The following is a 16,290-nucleotide window of genomic DNA, read 5'->3' on the forward strand; positions in this document are numbered from 1 at the left end:
CGGGCCAAACCCACAAATTTGGGATGTGTCTTGGACAAAACGCCTCAGCAAGCGTCCGCGCCTCGATGGCGATAGGTTGCAAGGAAGGTCTGCACTGCCTGGGTGACGGAGGCTTCGGCGCGCAGTTCCCGCTCGTGCGCCGAGAGGTTCACGCCGAAGAGCAGCGGGCGCGACAGATTGCTCTGGCACATATCCGCGAACTGGAGGGCGGCAAGAGCGGTGTTCTGGATCGCCAGTTCACCTGCCGCCACCTTCCGATCGAGATAGGCAGCGAACACGCGCGCGCTGTGGCCCGGCCCATTGTCGTAGAAGCGCGCCCCAAGCTCCGGCATCTGCTCTGCGATCCCGGTCACCGTCCTGATGGCCATGATGACCTCGGGCTCAGCCACGAAGCGCGCCAGTGCCATGCCGAAGCGGCGCAGTTCATCTTCGACCGGTGCCTCATCGTGGAAGTCCAGGACGCGGGCGAGAAAACTGCGGCGCTTCTCGTCGATGCAGGCTTCGAACAGCTGCTCCTTGTTCTGGAAGTAGACGTAGAGAGTGCCTTTCGAGACCTCCGCAACGCGCGCTATTTCGCCCATGCTGGCCCCGTTGAAGCCCTTCGACATGAAAACACTGCTTGCGCCGGCGAGGATCTGGCGACGCTTGAGGCTTTCGCCTCCGTCCCAGCCTTCCTCAACGGGCCGCGCCTGCGTGCTGGATGACATCGGCATCCTTTTTCGACCCCTTTTGAACGATCCGCCCCGTCGCGGCTTGACGTAGTTATACGGTGATCCTACTTCAACCGCTACAGAACTGAACGGTTCGGTCAATGACCTCTTGAGGCGGTTTCGTCAAGGTTTCGAACATGGCCAGCATCAACAATCGCCAGAACAAGGCCGCACCCGCGGACGTCACCCTGCTGCGGCCCGGTCCTGCTCCGACAGTTCCCCCTGTGGATGTTCCCGCGGACCAGCCGAAGGGGGATGCGGCAGCCGCGCCTGCGGAGGGCAAGCCCAAACGCTCGCGGAAGCTGCTGATCGGGATGTGCGTCGGTCTCGTCGCACTGCTGGCAGGCAGTTATTTTGGCTGGAACTGGTGGACGGTGGGCCGCTTCATGGTCTCGACCGACGACGCCTATGTGCAGGCAGACGTGACGACCCTCGTCGCCAAGGCCAGCGGCTATGTCTCGAAGATCAATGTGCAGGACAATGCACGGGTCAAAGCGGGCGACGTGCTCGCCGAGATCGATCCCGTGGACTACCAGCTCGCCGTAACGTCTGCGCGTGACAAGATCACCGCAGAACGGGCAACGATCGCGCGCATCGAGTCGCAGATCCCGGCATCGGAGGCCGCCGTCCAGCAGGCACAGGCGCAACTCGATGCCGCAGAGGCGACGCGGGTGCGTGCACAAGCGGACTTCGACCGTGCCCAGCAGTTGGCGGCGCGCGATTTCGGCTCGCGGCAATCGCTCGATCAGGCGAGGGCGGCGCGTGACAACGCCATCGCGAACGTTGCCAGTGCGAAGGCCGCTCTTGCTCAGGCGCGCGCCAATGTGGATGTGACGAAGGCGCAGCGCGCGGAAGCCGAGGCGGCACTTGCCGGGCTCCAGACGCAACTGCAGTCCGCCGAGCGCGACCTGTCCTTTACCACCATACGGGCGCCCGCCGATGGCGTCGTGGGCAACCGCGCCGTGGATGTCGGCTCCTTCGTCAACACGGGCAGCCGCCTGATGGCACTCGTGCCCACCGGCACCGTCTATGTTTCCGCGAACTTCAAGGAGACGCAGCTGGCAGAGCTCGTGCCGGGGCAGGAGGTCTCCCTCAGCGTGGATGCTCTGGAGAAGATCGAGATCAAGGGCAGGGTGGAGAGCATCGCCCCGGCTTCGGGCTCGGTGTTCAGCCTGCTGCCGGTCGAGAATGCCACGGGCAATTTTACCAAGATCGTCCAGCGTGTTCCCGTGCGGATCGCGATCTCGGCGGACGACGCGCTGCGCGCCCATCTGCGGCCGGGCCTGTCCGTGGTCGTGGACGTCGATACCCGGACCACGCCCGCAGGCGCGCGCCCGGCCGAGGGCTGATCATGGCCACCACCGCAGCGGGCGCACCCACGGCGGAGCCCGTGGTGGATACCCGAAAGATGATCGCCTTCCTGGCGATGGTCTTCGGCATGTTCATGTCCATCCTGGACATCCAGGTGGTCTCGGCCTCGCTGGCCGAGATCCAGGCCGGCCTCTCCGCATCCTCGGACGAGATCTCCTGGGTGCAGACCAGCTACCTCATCGCCGAAGTCATCATGATCCCGCTGTCGGGGTTTCTGGCCCGCCTGCTGTCCACGCGCTGGTTGTTCGCGGGCGCGGCGGCCGGTTTCACGCTGACGAGCTTCCTGTGCGCCACGGCGACCAGCATGGACCAGATGATCGTCTACCGCGCGCTGCAGGGTTTCATCGGCGGCGGCATGATCCCGAGCGTGTTCTCGGCCGCCTTCACCATTTTCCCGAAGTCGAAGCAGGCCTTCGTCTCGCCCATGATCGGCCTTGTGGCCACTCTGGCGCCCACGGTCGGCCCCACCATCGGCGGCTACCTCACCGAATACATGTCATGGCACTGGCTGTTCCTGATCAACATCGTGCCGGGCATCATCGTCACCGTCACGACGGGAAGCCTCATCGACTTCGACGAACCCGATTTCTCGCTGTTCGAGCGCTTCGACTGGTTCGGCCTCGCCTTCATGGCCGGCTTCCTCGGCTGTCTCGAATATGTGCTGGAGGAGGGGCCGAACAATGACTGGCTGCAGGATGAGGCGGTGGCCATCTGCATGGTGGTCTGCGGTGTATCCGGCGTGCTGTTCTTCTGGCGCGTGCTGACGGCGGAGGAGCCTATCGTCAGCCTCGCCGCGTTCAGGAACCGCAATTTCGCGACGGGATCCGCCTTCTCGTTCATTCTCGGCATCGGTCTCTACGGGCTGACCTATGTCTACCCGCAATATCTGGCGCATATCCGGGGCTACAACTCGCTGCAGATCGGCGAGACCATGTTCGTGACCGGCCTGACCATGTTCTTCATGGCGCCGATCACGGGCATTCTGTCGCGCAAGCTGGATGTGCGCATCCTTCTGGTGGTCGGCATGATCATCTTCGGCACCGGCACCTGGATCGCCAGCCATCTCACGGCGGACTGGGATTTCTGGGAGCTGTTCATCCCCCAGATCCTGCGCGGGATGGGGCTGATGATGTGCATGGTCCCCATCACCAATGTGGCGCTGGGGACGCTGGACCCGCCGATGATGAAGAACGCGTCCGGCCTGTTCAACCTGACCCGCAATCTGGGGGGCGCCGTCGGGCTCGCGCTGATCAACCAGGCTTATAACAGTCGTCTCGACCTGCATCTCCAGCGGCTGCACGACGGCGCGAACTGGGCAAAGTCCTACACGCTGGAATATCTCGACACCCTTCAGCGCGGGCTGGCTCCGCTGGGCGATCTGGCCGACGTCGCCGCGCTCAAGCGGCTGAGCATGCTGGTGCGCCAGCAAGCCATGGTGATGGCCTATGCCGACACCTTCTTCCTGCTGACCTGCCTGTTCGCACTTACCGCGTGCTGCGTGGTCATCCTGAAGAAACCGCAGGCCGCGCCGGCTGGCGGCGGCGGGCACTAGAAAGAGAAGCGGGTGGAGACGCTTTCCCGTCGTCTCCACCCTCCCTCACGCAGCAATCGCTTACTGCGGTATGGCGCTGCTGCTGGTCGTCGTGCTCTTCACCGGCTTCTCGCCGGGCTCGTGCGACATGGTCTTCGTGCGGGATTCTACCTCACCCGCCTTGACCTTGGTCTTCGTCTTGGAGTCGCTCCAGGTTCCGCCGTCCTGCGCGCGCGCCTTGGCCATCCCGTTGAGGTTCTGGTCGTTGCCATTCACGCGCGAACTGGTGGATGTGCGCCCCTCGGCGGCGGCCGCACTGCCGCCCGTTGAGCTGGATGAGGACGTGCCGGCTTCACCGGCGGACGTCGCGCCGACGCCGACCGTGGAGGCAGACGTTCCGCCACTGGCGGCGCTGCCGCCCGACCCGGCCGTCGCGCTGCTTGTCGGCAACGGTGCCTGTGCCATTGCCGTGGTGCTCATAAGAGCGGCGGCGAGGAAGGCTCCTGCAAAAGCTTTCATGATTTCCTCCTAGTCGTTCTTCGTGGCCGTGCAGGCACGACCGCCCGCCATGGCCACCATGTTGGTGCCGCCGGCGGAGGTGGAACTCGAACTGGTGGACTGCGCCTGAACCGGCTCCTCGGTGCCGAAGCGGATCTGAGTTCCGCCGCCGGCACTCGTGGTCTTTCCGCCGGGCATGGTCGTGGAGGCGGACACCTGGCCGTTGCCGGCCGTCACCTGCGTCGACATCTGCGACCCGCCGGTGCCGGTGGCCCGTTCGATGATGATCTCGCAGGACTGGCCATCGGACGTACGGCCGATCACGCTTTCGCTTCCGGCCATGGCGTGTGCCGTGACCGCGAGTGCCGTGACGAGAGCGCCTGCGAAAGCTGTTCTGATCTTCATGCCAACCTCCTCGGCTTCGGGGCGCGGATCGACCGCGCCCCGTTTGCTGATGACCGCTGATCAGTCCGCCTTCTTCATCTGCCCGGGCGCCTGTTCCTTCTTCGTCTGGCCAGGCGCCGAAGCGCGGCCCGACTCAGCCGAACTGCCGCCGGTGCCGACGGAGCTGCTGCTCGATCCGCTGCCTGCGGAAGAGCCGCCCGTGCCAACGGTCGACGAGGATGAACCGCTGCCGGAGCCAGCCGTGGACCCGCCCGTGCCCACGGTGCTGCTGCTGTCCCCGCCGCCGGCCGAAGACGATCCCGTGCCGACTGTGGAGGAGGAGCCTGAACCGCTGCCCGCGGCCGAACCGCCGGTGCCGATGGACGTGCTGGTCTGCCCGCCGCCGGCCGAAGCTGCGCCGGTGCCAAGCGTGGACGCGCTGCCGGAGCCGCTGGTCGACGACCCGCCGGTGCCGATTACGGTGTTGCTTTCGCCGCTGCCGGCGGTGCTGCTGCCGGTGCCGACCGTTGAGCTGGTCTGGGCCATGGCGAGGCCGGATGCGCCGGCAAGGAAAGCAATGGCAAGAGCGGACGTCCTGAGATGCTTGAGATCCATAAGTCGTTCTCCATGTGCTGCTGCCCCGCAGCAATCTGCGAAACCCAGGGTGAAGAACGAGTCGTTGCGAAGGTTTATTCCAGGATGCCAAAAAAAATATGCGCATCAGAGCGGATCATGGCGAATTCGTGCGCGATTCTCATGTCAGCATAAAGAGTAGGGCTAGGAGGCGACGCCTTTCATCTACGCGGCACCTATCCGTGATGATGGAACTTTAGCCGGAGAGGTAGCGTTTTTGTTCCAGTTCTGACGGGAGAACATGCATGAACAAGATGTTGATCGCGGCCGGCTTGCTGGTCCTCACTTCGGCGCCTGTGCTGGCGCAGACCGTGATTGTCGAGCCGGCACCGCCTCCGCCGCCACCGTCCTCCACCGTGATCGTTACCGAGCCCGCGCCACCGCCGCCGCCAATCACCGAGTGCCGGACAGAAACCAAAACCGAGGACAAGCTCATCGGTTCCGAGAGCAAGACGACAAAGGAATGCGCGACCGTCGTTCCGCAGTAAGCCCAGCTTCCAGACTGTGAGAACCAGCCGCGGCGTGTCCGCGGCTGTTTTGCGTTCTCAGGCGTCGCTGTCCTTGGCTGGGGGGCGGGGGCAGCTTTCATCCTCGCCCGCTGCCATGGCCTCGTAGAACCGGCTCAGGCCTTCGAAGGTCCGCCGGCTCTCGGCCGTGTAGTCGATGTTCACGGCGAGGCGTCTGCAGCGTTCTGCCTCGATCTCGAACCACTCAGGATCGAACCGATCACCACCGGGCTGCCGATTCCGTGCCGCACTCATGTTGCAAGTAAGGGCGCATGCAGGCGCTGGTCATTAACGTGCATCAACGCCAGCCACCGGTGCGGTAGTGCACCGGAACCGCCCCGCCGCGCCAGCCGTATCTCAAGCGATGCCGATCTACCGCTTCCATGTCCCCACGGGGGTCGATCCCGAGCCTGTGGAACTGCCGCACGATGATGCGGCGTGGTCGGAGGCGGTCACCCTTTGCGGTGAGATGCTGCGCGATGTTGACGGCAACCTGCCATCGCCGACAGGATGGTTGTTCGAGGTCTTCGACGCGAGTGGCGGCAGGATCATCGAGATCGAAGTAAGGGCCCAGAGGCACGGCGCGGCTCCTGAGCAGCAGGGAGACTAGCCCATGTCGCACCCGCTCATCGCAGCCCTTGAGAAGCATGGGCCACTGACCGACGAGGAAAAGGACGTTCTCCGTCAGATATCCTCCCGCGTAGTGAGTTTCGCGCCGAAGTCCGAGATCGCGTCCGAGGGCACCCTGCAGTCGGAGAGCAAGCTCCTCATCGAAGGCTTCGCGATCCGCCACGTCCATCTGGAGGACGGCGACCGGCATATCAGCGCCTTGCACATTCCCGGCGATTTCGTCGACCTGATCAGCTTCCTGCTCAAGAAGATGGACCATGGCGTCGCCGCGCTGACGCCGTGCAAGGTGGCGCTGGTGGCGCACAGCGACCTCCTGGAAGTGACGCGGCGATATCCTTTCCTCACACGTGCATTCTGGCTCCTGACGCTGGTCGATGCGGCGACTACCCGTCAATGGCTGACCGGCCTCGGCCGAAAATCGGCCCGGCAGCGGCTGGCGCACTTTCTCTGCGAGATGCACTGCCGCATGGAGGCCATCGGCATGGCCCGCGACGAAAGCTTCGAACTGCCCGTCACACAGGAAGAGCTTGGCGATGCGCAGGGCCTCACCACCGTGCATGTGAACCGGACGCTTCAGGAACTGCGTGCCGACGGCCTCATCAGGTCGTCGGGAAGAACGATCGTGATCAGCGACTTGCAGGCTCTTCGCGAAGAGGCGGAGTTCGACCCGGCCTACCTGCATCTGCATCAACAGTTGGAGCGGTGAGCGGCAGGTGCGACCTCCGTCGTGAAGGCGGGCCGCTGAACAGGTATGTCAGGGAAACGGCAGGGGACTGGTGCCGCAGGGGAGGATTGAACTCAATGCGAGAAAGCTAAGTGGCTGATACTGCTTTCTTTTATATAGGACTAAGATCCTTTTTGTAACATTGGAATGTCTGTGGATATGTTCAGCTGAGCAGCCATTGCGCCCCATTGACCAGCGCGGCTAAAGCTCCTGCGAGGCTTCCGAAAAGCACAAGCCCCGAAATTACCGGATGCGCTTGCACTGCTCCAAGCACGCGGGCAAGCCAACCTGATTGTGTTTTCAGGGAACCATCTTCCACCCTGCTGATGATCGCACCGAAAAGATCCACCTTCCTCAGCGTGGAGCGATGTAGGTCCAAGAACCGGCCCTGATCCCAAGCATCAGATTCTTCCTGCCCATTGAGGAAGCCTGTCGTTGTCATCGCGTTGCTCATCACGAGCGATTCAAGCCGAGGATGGCCAGTGTAGTCGCGCCCGTATCGGTCCACTAACAGCCGGGCAAGATCGATGCGGTTCTGTTCCGGCACGCTCGCGCGAGGCGAACCACCTAGGACTTGGTAGCGTCTCTTGATCGCCTCAAAGCCGTAGTTTTCATCGCGCATGTTCCAGTGGACCCACTTCACATGCGCATTCTCAGCAATGAACTCGTAAAACTCGTCGAGCATCTTTCGCTCTAGGGCGTCATAATGATCTCTTATCCGGTCCATAGGAACGCAGTCGATCTCTGCCATTTTGTGGATTGAGAACGATATCGTCTGCCCTGAGCCATATCTCCGAGCTGCTATGGATGTGATCCTGGGTGAGCGTCCATCGGTCTTGTAGAAGCTTTCGCAGGAGTAATGGACGAGCAGCGCCGAATTAGGATTTTTGAGAATCTGATCGAGCTGTGCTTGCGCGGCTTGCTGGCGACGGTAATCGACAATCAGACTCACGTTTTGATTCCCTCACCTTCAAGTGGAAGGTGACACCATCTGCTCTCACGAACAAACTTGTGCAGCCTGTGAGGGAACGTACAGGTTGAACATTCCTACCTCTAGGAACATAGACCTGCAACCGGTATACTTATCCCAAGTTGAAATCACCTTGGGATCGAAGTGCGTCTATCAGCAACAATCGGAACAGTTCGGAGCTGGATCGGGCTCGACACCAAGTCCGGTCTAACGTCTCCAGAACCGTGGCTGTCCGACATGTTCGGCGGTTCTCCGGTTGCGTCTGGCGTGGCTGTCACGCCGCGCACGGCGATGACCTGCGCACCCGTGCGTTGCGCCGTTCAGGCCATTGCAGAAGCGATCGGTCAGCTCCCGCTTCACGTCTATGAGCGTGATGAGGATGGCTCGAAAGAGCGCGCGGCGGATCATCCCGCCCAACGTGTTCTGATCGATCCGAACGACTGGACCGCTGGCCCTGAGTTCCGCGAACAGCTCACCCGCGATGCTCTGCTCCACGGCAACGGCTATGCCTTCATCAATCGCGTGGAGGGCCGACCCGTCGAGCTGCTTCGGCTCGATCCCGAGAGCATCAGCGTCACCGCCCATCCGGTCACCGGCGAACCCGTCTACAGCCGCAAAGACGGCAACGTTCAGCGCATCATCCCGCGCTCTGAGATCCTCCACATTCGCGCTCCAGGATTCGACGGCCTAAGCGGCACAAGTCCGGTCCAACAGGCTCGCGAGACGATCGGCCTTGCTCTTGTGATGGAGCAGCATGCGGCACGACTCTTCGGCAACGGCGCACGCCCATCCGGCCTGATCACCTTTGCCAACACCCTGACACCTGAAGCCGCTGCCCGTCAGAAAGCTGCTTGGCAGGCGGCTCACGGTGGCAGGAAATCCGGTGGCACGGCAGTGCTCGACAGCGGCGCTTCCTTCCAAGCGCTCACGATGACGAGCACCGACGCTCAGTTCCTCGACCTCTGGAACCGCACCGTTCTCGACATCGCTCGCGTGTTCCGCGTGCCGCCCGTCCTGATCATGGATTACAGCCGCCAGACCTGGACCAACGCGGAAGTTGGCGGTCAGCAGTTCGTGACCTACGCGCTTGCCCGCTGGCTCGCAGCCTGGGAAGGCGAGGTTCGCCTGAAGCTGATCGCTCCTGAAGATCGCGACACTTTCTTCGCTGAGTTCATCCTCGACGCGCTCGTGAAGGGCGATATTGCCGTTCGCATGGAGGCCTATAGCAAGGCCATTGCGGCACGCATCCTCTGCCCGAACGAAGCCCGCGCTGCCGAGAACCGCCCGCCTTACGAAGGCGGCGACACCTTCGAAAACCCCAACACCATGACAGCCGCACCGGCTCCAAAGCAGGAGGCCGTGTGATGGCCGACACCTCTGTCAGCCGCTTCTTTGGCGATGCTCAGCGCACCTTATGCCTCACACCTCCAATGATCTTGGAGCTGGAGAAGCAGACGGGTGCGGGGATCGGCTCTCTCTTCCGCCGCATGCTGGCTGGCGAGTTTCACCATGGCGACATGGTGCAGACCATCCGCCTTGCTTTGATCGGCGGCGGTGCCACGCCCAAAGACGCCGCGTCTCTGACAGCGACCTACGCCACGGAACGTCCCATCGGTGAAGTCTACCCGCTCGCGGTCGAGATCCTGGACGCGCTCTACAGCGGCACGCCTGCGGAGAAGTTCGACGTCGATAAGCTCCGCGCCGACATCGCTGAAGCCTTCGAAAGCGGGGCCGAGTGATGGATCGCCTAGAGATCAAAGCCGCCTTCACCGTCTCGGTTGAAGGCACCATCACCGGAATGGCGTGGCCTTTTGGCTCGCCTGATCGCGTTGGCGACCTGATCGAAAAGGGTGCTTTCGCCACCACGACAACCCGCCTGCCGATGCTGTTCGCTCACGATCAGGCGCAGGTGATCGGCGTCTGGGAAGAGATCACGGAAACTGACAAGGGCCTGATCGTCAAAGGCCGTCTGCTGGTCAATGACGTGGCGCGTGCTCGCGAAGTGCGAGCGCTTGTTCTGGAGGGTGCCGTTAGCAGCCTCTCGATCGGCTTTGTCAGCAAGAAAGCCGCGTCCCGTCGCGGCGGCGGGCGCACGATCAGCGCCCTCGATCTCCACGAAATCAGCATTGTTTCTGTCCCGTGCCACCCCGGCGCGCGGATCATCACGGCCAAATCGGCCAACAAGGAGGGCCGTTCGGCCATGGAAGAAGAGAACACCGCGCCCGACCTGTCGGCGCTTGAAGCCAAGATGACCAAGCTGGAAACCGAGACGAAGAGCCTCGCCAAGATTGGCGATCGCCTCGACAAGATGGAAGCCAGGCTCAACCGCCCGTCGATCATCGCCAATGATGAGCCGGCTGAACTCACGCTCTCTCGGAAGGCGTTCGTTTCGTTTGCCCGATCCGGTCTTGAGCGGATGCCGCAGGAAGAAACCAAGTCGCTGACCGTCGCTAATGACGCATCGGGCGGCTTCCTCGCACCTGAGCAGTTCGCCAGCGAAATTCTGAAGAAGACGGTCGAATATAGCCCGATCCGTCAATATGCCCGCGTGGTCACCATCGGCGCTGCTGAGATCAAGCTCGCGCGTCGCGTCAGCGGCACAACGGCAACTTGGGTTAGCGAGATCGCCGACCGCACCGCCAGCGAGCCGGTGTTCGATCAGGTGACGCTCACTCCTTTCGAGCTGGCGACCTACACGGATGTCTCCACTCAGCTTCTCGAAGACAACTCCTACAACCTTGAAGGCGAGCTGACTGCTGACTTCGCGGAGAGCTTCGGCGTTGCCGAGGGTACGGCTTTCGTGAAGGGCACCGGAACGGGCCAGCCGAAGGGCCTCCTGACGGCAACTGGCATTGCCGAAGTGAAGACCGGCCTTGCTGCGAACTTCCCAGCCGCGAACCCTGCCGATGTGATCATCGGCATGTTCCACGCCTTGCCGACAGTTCATGCGCAGAACGGCGCGTGGGTGATGAACCGGAAGACTCTGGGTGAGATGCGGAAGTGGAAGGATTCCACGGGGCGCTATCTGGTCATCGATCCGATTTCGGAAGGCGCAGCGACCACGCTCCTAGGCCGTCCGATCGTCGAAGCCCTCGACATGCCCGACATCGCGGCGAACGCTTATCCGATCCTCTTCGGTGATCTGCAGGGCTATCGGATCGTTGATCGCGTCAGCCTCTCGCTGCTCCGTGATCCCTTCACGCTCGCGACTAAGGGGCAGGTCCGCTTTCACGCGCGACGCCGTGTAGGCGCGGACGTCACGAACCCTGACAGGTTCGTAAAGCTGAAAGTCGCGGCCTAAAACCATGCAGCTCGCAGCCGACGACATCTCGATCCAGCTCGCAAACACGCGGCTGATCCTGCGGCCTACGCTGCGAGCAGCAACGCGCCTAGAGCGAAGGTTCGGGGGCTTCCAGCCGCTCGCTCATGCAATCACCAAGGGCAACATCACGGCGCTTGCGCAGGTGATCCAGGAGACGGCAGCGCAGCCGACCGAGCTTCCTGACCTGCTCTATGAATTTGCCGCGTGGCCTCTGCGCGACACATTGGCGGCAATCACCGGACCGTGCCTGGAGGTGATCATCGCCCTTGCAGGTGGTGATCAGGAGCAGAGCCAGCCTTCCGGCAAGAGCACCAGCTCCACGACCTATTCCGAGTTCTTCGAACAGCTTTTCCAAATCGCCACGGGCGTTCTCGGCTGGAGCCCTGACGCCGCTTGGAAAGCCACGCCTGCTGAGATCGTCACCGCCTATCGCGGTCGCATGGATCTCCTGAAGCAGATCTTCGGCAGCTCCAGCGACGCCGATGAAGACGCCTATGACCCCACCAACACCGCCTTTGATCGCGAGGGCCTAGCTCAACTGAAGATGATGGGAATCTGACGTGCCGAACCTCTCCGAAATCCTCCAGGCCGTCACTGATCGCGAAAGCGCCTCTTATTCTGGTGTCCAAATCCAGGGCCTTTTCGCCTGGCGCTCATTCACGCCGAACACGACCGCGTCCGGCTTCCCCACGAAGCCGCCGATCGGTGTCTTTGTCTCGGAAAGCGGCTCATATGAGCTGGAGCTTGCGACCGAGGGCAACGGCACCTCTGAGATCGTGACGCTGCCCCTGATGGGCGGCGTTCCATACGAGATCGCAAACCTGCTCAGGGTCCGCTCAGGCGCGCCTTCTGTCATGCTCCTGTATCCGGCTGAGTGATGCCGATCCGAGCCCCACGCCTCTGCTTATGTGGAAAGGTAGTCGCCAGCGGCACACGCTGCGAATGCCAGCTCAAGCGCGACACTGAGCGCAAAGCCCGCTTCGACGCCAAGCGCCCTTCATCCCGTGAGCGTGGCTATGACAGCAAGTGGCAGCGAGAGCGCGCAGCGTATCTGCAGGCGCACCCTGTCTGCGTCCGCTGCCCTGAGCCGTCCAAGGTGGTGGACCACATCACCCCGCATCGTGGCGACCTGAAGCTGTTCTGGCGGCGCTCCAACTGGCAACCGCTCTGCGTCTCCTGTCACTCCCGCGCTAAGCAATCGGAAGAGCGCAGGGCAGGGCCAATGACACGACCTGATCGCTCACCAGAAACGACGGCGTAGCCGTCCGATGACGATGAATGTTCCTACAGCAGCACCGCTCCCAAGGATGAGCATCAGCGTTTCAGCGGATCGGTCAACGCCACCGTGGTTCGAACACGCGCCAGATCGCCCGATGGAGGATGACGCCCAACCGTCGCGACATGTCTGCGAACCCGACAGCAGGCCGACCATGATGGCAACGGCAAACCCGACGAGCCCAGACACAATGAATCGGTTCTTGAACATGCCCCGATCATCTACGCGGCCTGCCGGGGGTGGGGAAGAACTTCCGAAGAAGCCTAAGGACCGGCGGAGGATGGTTCGCGCAAGATTGCGTCTGAATAGGATTTTTTGCTCGTGATCTCTGCCGACGACTTCAAGGCTCACGCCAACATCAACTTCGACACTGACGACACGCTGATCGAGGCGAAGATCCTCGCGGCGTCAGAATACGTCTCGACCTTCCTCGACCCCGAAGTCATGGCCCGCTTTAGCGACACACCGGCTCCGGTCAAAGAGGCCGTGCGTCAGCTCGTGTCGCACTTCTATGAGGACCGGGAAGGCGAGGACGGCACGCCTGAGAGCGTGCTCCAGCTCATCGAACCCTATCGAAAGTGGGTGTTCTGATGGCGAAGAGCCCTGGTCTTGCCCGCTTGGAGAAGCGTCTCGCTGCCATTCCCGTCGAGGTGAAGAGGGCGATCGAGCCTGCGCTCCAGAAGAGCGGAGACGAGCTGGTCGCGCGCATGAAGCTGCTCGCTCCTGTAGACGAAGGCCACCTTCGCGACAGCATCGTCGCCACACCAGCGGGGCAGGCAACCCCGCCCTACAGCCAGCCGGGCGGCGCTGCCCTGGTCCCTGAGCTGACGGTTCGCGTGACTGTCGGAAACGATGCCGTTCGCTACCCGCACCTTGTGGAATACGGCACGACCGACGCCGCTGCTCAGCCGTTCTTCTGGCCCGCCTTCAGGCTCTCCCGAAAGCGCCTCGATAGCCGCATCAAGCGAGCGATCAGCAAGGCTGTCCGCGACGGATGGGCGAAGCGATGATCGACCCCTCGCTCGCGCTCCAGGCCACGGTTCGCGCCCGCCTTGTCGCTGATCTCACCACCGTGCCGGCAGGCTCCATCGTCTCTATGGCGGCGAAGCCTGAGCTGTTTCCGTGCGTGATCCTCCGCGACGGGCAGACCGTTTATGGCGACGACTTCGACAGCTTCAGCGACCGCACCTTCCTCGATCTCCACGTTTGGGCCGACTCGGATGAGACAGTGAAGCGCATAGCGGGTGAGGTAAGGGCGGCTCTTCGTTCGCGTCCCTGGAACGTGGAAGACCATGTCTGCCACGCTCTGACGATCGCTTCAGCTCGCTACGTCACCGACCCATCCGGCAAGGGCCATGGCGTGCTCACGGTCGAGGCTGTTCTCCAGGCGAGGGCAGCAGCATGAAGGCCGGAAAGCTCGATCGGCAGCTAACGCTTCAGAGATCCACCACAGCTCCGAATGAGTTCGGAACGCCCGTCGAAACCTGGAGCACGGTCGCGACCTTGCGCGCCGAGCTTGTCAGCGGCGGCACAGATGAAGCGGCGCGGGCTCATGGCGACAGCGCCGAGACCATGCTCACATTCCGCACCCGCTACAGCCCCGGCGTCAGCGTTGCCGATAGGCTCACGTTCGAAGGCCGCGCCTACGACATCAAGGCACTTTCGGAGATCGGCAGACGCCGCGAGCTGGAGATCCGCGCACTGGCGCGGGGCTTCTGATGCGCGGAAGGAAACCAGACGCGATAACGCCTGGAACGATCCAGGACGTGCCGAAGCCGCCCGCATGGCTCTCCAAAGACGCGAAGGCCGTCTGGCGATCCGTCGCCTCTATCCTCACGGTGGAGCGGAAGACCCTCACCGAAGGCGATCTCGGCACCCTAGAATCGTATTGCACGGCGACCGGCACCGTTCGCGAGACGCAGCGAGTGCTTAGCCGCGATGGCGTCGTGATCGTGAACGCCAAAGCGGAGCTGAAGCGGCACCCGGCCATCGGGATCCAGAATGCCGCCATGCAGACCGCGCGCCTTTGCGCCTCCGAGCTAGGCCTCACGCCTGTCTCGCGCTCCCGCCCCTCAGTCCGCGCCGAAGAAGCGACAGATGACGACGATAATCCGCTCGCCATCTAGCACCTATCCAGGCTGGATCTATGACGGCTCACCGATCGAAGACACGTTCGGGGATGGCGAGCGCGCAGTCGAGTTCTTGCGTCGTCTTCGGCATCCAAAGAGCGGCTTGCCGAAGAAGGCATTCCAGCTCGACCCATGGCTGGAGCGCATCATCCGGCGCATCTATGGCCCTCGAAATCCTAACGACGGCACCCGCATAGTGCAGCGCGTAACGCTGCTTTTGCCGCGCGGAAACCGAAAGACCTCCACCGCTGCGGCGTTGGCGCTGCTCCACACAATCGGCCCTGAGCGCGTTCCCCATGGCGAGGCGATCTTCGCCGCGCTTGATCGGACGCAAGCCAGCATCGCTTTCCTCGAGGCCGCTGGCATCGTGCGTGCTGACCCGCGGATCGCGAGGGCGGTGAAGATCTATGACGCGCACAACAGCGCGAAGAAGATCGTCTTCACGAAAGACCGGGCAACGCTGGAGGTGATCTCCGGCGAAGGCGGTCGCGTTCACGGCAGAACCCCGAGCTTTGTCCTAGCTGACGAGATCCACCTCTGGCCTAACGGCGATCTCTACGAGGCTCTGAGCACCGGCCTGGATAAGTCGGACGAGTCGCTTCTCGTCATCGCGACAACGGCAGGTCGAGGGAACGAGAACATAGCCTGGAGGCTGATCGAGGATGCTCGGAAGATCGCCCGTGGCGACGTGGACGACCCGACACACCTGCCGATCCTCTTCGAAGCCGATCCCAAAGCCGATTGGGAGGATGAAGCCCTCTGGCTTGCCGTCAATCCAGGCATGGAGTTCGGCTATCCGCCGATCAAGAAAATGCGGGATGCTGCAAAGCGCGCTGAGCGCAGCGCCATGGAGCGCGAGAGCTTCCGACAGCTACGGCTGAATATGTGGGCGGAGAACAGCGAGTCTCCCTTTGTAGACATGGCAGTTTATGACGCGGGCGCTGCGCCGATCGATCTCGACGCTCTCGCAGGCAAGCCGTGCTGGCTTGGCGTAGACATGAGCACCACGACCGATCTCAGCGCCGTGGTCGCCTGCTTCCGCGATGACGATGGCATCTTCACCGTGCTCCCGCACTTGTTCTGTCCTGGTGACAATCTTCGAGCTCGCGCTGATCGCGACAAGGTGCCGTATCCGACCTGGGCTGAAGAAGGCTTCATCACCGCCACACCGGGCAACGTGATCGATTATCGCGCCGTTGAGCAGCACATTCGCACGCTTGCTGAGCGCTATGAGGTTCGCGAGATCGCCTTCGATCCGGCCTATGCCAATCCGGTGATGTCGCCGCTCCTAGATGACGGCTTCCCGGCGATCACCATGCGCCAAGGCTGGGTGACGCAAAGCCCTGCTCTCAATGAGCTGGAGCGCGCCATCGTTAGCGGCAACTTCCGCCACGGCGCGCATCCGGTGCTCAGGTGGTGCTTCTCCAATGTCGCAATCCACACCGATAGCGCGGGCAACCGCACGATGCACAAGGGCAAGAGCACCGACCGCATCGACGGCGCGGTCGCGACCTGGATGGCGCTCTCGCGTGCCGCCGCGCACGAAACTCGCACCTCAATCTATGAAAACCCGGCGATCACCGCCGACGATCTTGTCTGGTAGGAG

The 16,290-nt window shown here is 62.7% G+C and carries 23 protein-coding genes; 17 read left to right on the forward strand and 6 right to left on the reverse strand.

The window, feature by feature from the left end; genetic code table 11:
* Positions 1 to 44 precede the first annotated feature (44 nt).
* Complete coding sequence (locus tag SCD90_RS10040) at positions 45 to 707, reverse strand: TetR/AcrR family transcriptional regulator (protein WP_319844541.1); 663 nt, start codon at positions 705 to 707, stop codon at positions 45 to 47.
* Positions 708 to 847: 140 nt separating this feature from the next.
* Here SCD90_RS10040 and SCD90_RS10045 point away from each other — a divergent pair, with 140 nt between their 5' ends.
* On the forward strand, positions 848 to 2,059 hold the full coding sequence (locus tag SCD90_RS10045) for an HlyD family secretion protein (protein ID WP_319844542.1): 1,212 nt from the start codon (positions 848 to 850) through the stop codon (positions 2,057 to 2,059).
* A 2-nt stretch (positions 2,060 to 2,061) separates the two neighbouring features.
* The gene (locus SCD90_RS10050; protein ID WP_319844543.1) at positions 2,062 to 3,633 is read left to right on the forward strand and encodes a DHA2 family efflux MFS transporter permease subunit; all 1,572 of its coding nucleotides are present in this window, start codon (positions 2,062 to 2,064) and stop codon (positions 3,631 to 3,633) included.
* 60 nt (positions 3,634 to 3,693) lie between these two features.
* On the opposite strand, the gene SCD90_RS10055 is transcribed toward SCD90_RS10050, so the two are convergent.
* The 3 genes from SCD90_RS10055 to SCD90_RS10065 are packed head-to-tail and all read right to left on the reverse strand — an operon-like array spanning position 3,694 to position 5,109.
* Positions 3,694 to 4,131, reverse strand: coding sequence for a hypothetical protein (locus tag SCD90_RS10055; protein ID WP_425265672.1), 438 nt, complete (start codon positions 4,129 to 4,131; stop codon positions 3,694 to 3,696).
* A gap of 9 nt (positions 4,132 to 4,140) precedes the next feature.
* Positions 4,141 to 4,515 carry a hypothetical protein gene (locus SCD90_RS10060; protein ID WP_319844544.1) on the reverse strand — a complete coding sequence of 125 codons (375 nt, stop codon included), beginning with the start codon at positions 4,513 to 4,515 and terminating at the stop codon, positions 4,141 to 4,143.
* A 60-nt stretch (positions 4,516 to 4,575) separates the two neighbouring features.
* Positions 4,576 to 5,109, reverse strand: coding sequence for a hypothetical protein (locus SCD90_RS10065; RefSeq protein WP_319844545.1), 534 nt, complete (start codon positions 5,107 to 5,109; stop codon positions 4,576 to 4,578).
* Between the two features lie 263 nt (positions 5,110 to 5,372).
* On the opposite strand from SCD90_RS10065, the gene SCD90_RS10070 reads away from it, so the two are divergent.
* Positions 5,373 to 5,615 (forward strand): hypothetical protein, encoded by a 243-nt coding sequence (locus SCD90_RS10070; RefSeq protein WP_319844546.1) that lies wholly within the window; start codon positions 5,373 to 5,375, stop codon positions 5,613 to 5,615.
* Between the two features lie 57 nt (positions 5,616 to 5,672).
* Here the strand turns inward: SCD90_RS10070 and SCD90_RS10075 are convergent, their stop codons facing one another.
* Positions 5,673 to 5,798 (reverse strand): hypothetical protein, encoded by a 126-nt coding sequence (locus tag SCD90_RS10075; RefSeq protein WP_319844547.1) that lies wholly within the window; start codon positions 5,796 to 5,798, stop codon positions 5,673 to 5,675.
* Between the two features lie 199 nt (positions 5,799 to 5,997).
* Here SCD90_RS10075 and SCD90_RS10080 point away from each other — a divergent pair, with 199 nt between their 5' ends.
* Positions 5,998 to 6,243, forward strand: a complete 246-nt coding sequence (locus tag SCD90_RS10080; RefSeq protein WP_319844548.1) for a DUF6894 family protein — start codon at positions 5,998 to 6,000, stop codon at positions 6,241 to 6,243.
* Positions 6,244 to 6,246: 3 nt separating this feature from the next.
* Positions 6,247 to 6,969 (forward strand): Crp/Fnr family transcriptional regulator, encoded by a 723-nt coding sequence (locus tag SCD90_RS10085; protein WP_319844549.1) that lies wholly within the window; start codon positions 6,247 to 6,249, stop codon positions 6,967 to 6,969.
* A gap of 181 nt (positions 6,970 to 7,150) precedes the next feature.
* On the opposite strand, the gene SCD90_RS10090 is transcribed toward SCD90_RS10085, so the two are convergent.
* Complete coding sequence (locus SCD90_RS10090) at positions 7,151 to 7,939, reverse strand: hypothetical protein (RefSeq protein WP_319844550.1); 789 nt, start codon at positions 7,937 to 7,939, stop codon at positions 7,151 to 7,153.
* Between the two features lie 255 nt (positions 7,940 to 8,194).
* On the opposite strand from SCD90_RS10090, the gene SCD90_RS10095 reads away from it, so the two are divergent.
* The 12 genes from SCD90_RS10095 to SCD90_RS10150 all read left to right on the forward strand — a co-directional run bounded on the left by SCD90_RS10095 (position 8,195) and on the right by SCD90_RS10150 (position 16,287).
* The gene (locus SCD90_RS10095; protein ID WP_319844551.1) at positions 8,195 to 9,322 is read left to right on the forward strand and encodes a phage portal protein; all 1,128 of its coding nucleotides are present in this window, start codon (positions 8,195 to 8,197) and stop codon (positions 9,320 to 9,322) included.
* Entirely contained in the window at positions 9,322 to 9,696 is a 375-nt protein-coding gene (locus SCD90_RS10100; RefSeq protein ID WP_319844552.1) for a gene transfer agent family protein, read from the forward strand. The genes SCD90_RS10095 and SCD90_RS10100 overlap by 1 nt, the downstream gene beginning before the upstream one ends.
* Positions 9,696 to 11,258: a phage major capsid protein gene (locus SCD90_RS10105; protein ID WP_319844553.1), complete on the forward strand. Its 1,563-nt coding sequence runs from the start codon at positions 9,696 to 9,698 to the stop codon at positions 11,256 to 11,258. The genes SCD90_RS10100 and SCD90_RS10105 overlap by 1 nt, the downstream gene beginning before the upstream one ends.
* Positions 11,259 to 11,262: 4 nt before the next feature.
* The gene (locus SCD90_RS10110; RefSeq protein ID WP_319844554.1) at positions 11,263 to 11,838 is read left to right on the forward strand and encodes a hypothetical protein; all 576 of its coding nucleotides are present in this window, start codon (positions 11,263 to 11,265) and stop codon (positions 11,836 to 11,838) included.
* A gap of 1 nt (position 11,839) precedes the next feature.
* Positions 11,840 to 12,157: a hypothetical protein gene (locus tag SCD90_RS10115; protein ID WP_319844555.1), complete on the forward strand. Its 318-nt coding sequence runs from the start codon at positions 11,840 to 11,842 to the stop codon at positions 12,155 to 12,157.
* Positions 12,157 to 12,540, forward strand: coding sequence for an HNH endonuclease signature motif containing protein (locus tag SCD90_RS10120; protein WP_319844556.1), 384 nt, complete (start codon positions 12,157 to 12,159; stop codon positions 12,538 to 12,540). The genes SCD90_RS10115 and SCD90_RS10120 overlap by 1 nt, the downstream gene beginning before the upstream one ends.
* A 336-nt stretch (positions 12,541 to 12,876) precedes the next feature.
* Entirely contained in the window at positions 12,877 to 13,146 is a 270-nt protein-coding gene (locus SCD90_RS10125) for a head-tail connector protein (protein ID WP_319844557.1), read from the forward strand.
* Positions 13,146 to 13,565: an HK97-gp10 family putative phage morphogenesis protein gene (locus SCD90_RS10130; protein ID WP_319844558.1), complete on the forward strand. Its 420-nt coding sequence runs from the start codon at positions 13,146 to 13,148 to the stop codon at positions 13,563 to 13,565. Before SCD90_RS10125 ends, SCD90_RS10130 begins: the two co-directional genes overlap by 1 nt.
* Positions 13,562 to 13,960, forward strand: coding sequence for a DUF3168 domain-containing protein (locus SCD90_RS10135; RefSeq protein WP_319844559.1), 399 nt, complete (start codon positions 13,562 to 13,564; stop codon positions 13,958 to 13,960). Before SCD90_RS10130 ends, SCD90_RS10135 begins: the two co-directional genes overlap by 4 nt.
* Positions 13,957 to 14,274 carry a phage head closure protein gene (locus SCD90_RS10140; RefSeq protein ID WP_319844560.1) on the forward strand — a complete coding sequence of 106 codons (318 nt, stop codon included), beginning with the start codon at positions 13,957 to 13,959 and terminating at the stop codon, positions 14,272 to 14,274. The genes SCD90_RS10135 and SCD90_RS10140 overlap by 4 nt, the downstream gene beginning before the upstream one ends.
* Before the next feature lie 47 nt (positions 14,275 to 14,321).
* Positions 14,322 to 14,681 carry a phage terminase small subunit P27 family gene (locus tag SCD90_RS10145; protein ID WP_319844561.1) on the forward strand — a complete coding sequence of 120 codons (360 nt, stop codon included), beginning with the start codon at positions 14,322 to 14,324 and terminating at the stop codon, positions 14,679 to 14,681.
* Complete coding sequence (locus SCD90_RS10150; RefSeq protein ID WP_319844562.1) at positions 14,653 to 16,287, forward strand: terminase large subunit; 1,635 nt, start codon at positions 14,653 to 14,655, stop codon at positions 16,285 to 16,287. The genes SCD90_RS10145 and SCD90_RS10150 overlap by 29 nt, the downstream gene beginning before the upstream one ends.
* Positions 16,288 to 16,290: the final 3 nt, after the last annotated feature.

The organism is Terrihabitans rhizophilus (genome assembly GCF_033898525.1).
Taxonomy (GTDB): domain Bacteria; phylum Pseudomonadota; class Alphaproteobacteria; order Rhizobiales; family Methylopilaceae; genus Flaviflagellibacter; species Flaviflagellibacter rhizophilus.

Excerpts from the sequence above, each read along its gene's own strand:
- SCD90_RS10070 (WP_319844546.1), top strand. The coding sequence starts at position 5,373 with ATGAACAAGATGTTGATCGCGGCCGGCTTGCTGGTCCTCACTTCGGCG.
- SCD90_RS10085 (WP_319844549.1), top strand. The coding sequence starts at position 6,247 with ATGTCGCACCCGCTCATCGCAGCCCTTGAGAAGCATGGGCCACTGACC.
- SCD90_RS10105 (WP_319844553.1), top strand. The coding sequence starts at position 9,696 with ATGGATCGCCTAGAGATCAAAGCCGCCTTCACCGTCTCGGTTGAAGGC.
- SCD90_RS10050 (WP_319844543.1), top strand. The coding sequence starts at position 2,062 with ATGGCCACCACCGCAGCGGGCGCACCCACGGCGGAGCCCGTGGTGGAT.
- SCD90_RS10065 (WP_319844545.1), bottom strand. The coding sequence starts at position 5,109 with ATGGATCTCAAGCATCTCAGGACGTCCGCTCTTGCCATTGCTTTCCTT.
- SCD90_RS10135 (WP_319844559.1), top strand. The coding sequence starts at position 13,562 with ATGATCGACCCCTCGCTCGCGCTCCAGGCCACGGTTCGCGCCCGCCTT.
- SCD90_RS10120 (WP_319844556.1), top strand. The coding sequence starts at position 12,157 with ATGCCGATCCGAGCCCCACGCCTCTGCTTATGTGGAAAGGTAGTCGCC.
- SCD90_RS10055 (WP_425265672.1), bottom strand. The coding sequence starts at position 4,131 with ATGAAAGCTTTTGCAGGAGCCTTCCTCGCCGCCGCTCTTATGAGCACC.
- SCD90_RS10080 (WP_319844548.1), top strand. The coding sequence starts at position 5,998 with ATGCCGATCTACCGCTTCCATGTCCCCACGGGGGTCGATCCCGAGCCT.
- SCD90_RS10045 (WP_319844542.1), top strand. The coding sequence starts at position 848 with ATGGCCAGCATCAACAATCGCCAGAACAAGGCCGCACCCGCGGACGTC.
- SCD90_RS10110 (WP_319844554.1), top strand. The coding sequence starts at position 11,263 with ATGCAGCTCGCAGCCGACGACATCTCGATCCAGCTCGCAAACACGCGG.
- SCD90_RS10040 (WP_319844541.1), bottom strand. The coding sequence starts at position 707 with ATGTCATCCAGCACGCAGGCGCGGCCCGTTGAGGAAGGCTGGGACGGA.
- SCD90_RS10150 (WP_319844562.1), top strand. The coding sequence starts at position 14,653 with ATGACGACGATAATCCGCTCGCCATCTAGCACCTATCCAGGCTGGATC.
- SCD90_RS10140 (WP_319844560.1), top strand. The coding sequence starts at position 13,957 with ATGAAGGCCGGAAAGCTCGATCGGCAGCTAACGCTTCAGAGATCCACC.
- SCD90_RS10095 (WP_319844551.1), top strand. The coding sequence starts at position 8,195 with ATGTTCGGCGGTTCTCCGGTTGCGTCTGGCGTGGCTGTCACGCCGCGC.
- SCD90_RS10130 (WP_319844558.1), top strand. The coding sequence starts at position 13,146 with ATGGCGAAGAGCCCTGGTCTTGCCCGCTTGGAGAAGCGTCTCGCTGCC.
- SCD90_RS10100 (WP_319844552.1), top strand. The coding sequence starts at position 9,322 with ATGGCCGACACCTCTGTCAGCCGCTTCTTTGGCGATGCTCAGCGCACC.
- SCD90_RS10060 (WP_319844544.1), bottom strand. The coding sequence starts at position 4,515 with ATGAAGATCAGAACAGCTTTCGCAGGCGCTCTCGTCACGGCACTCGCG.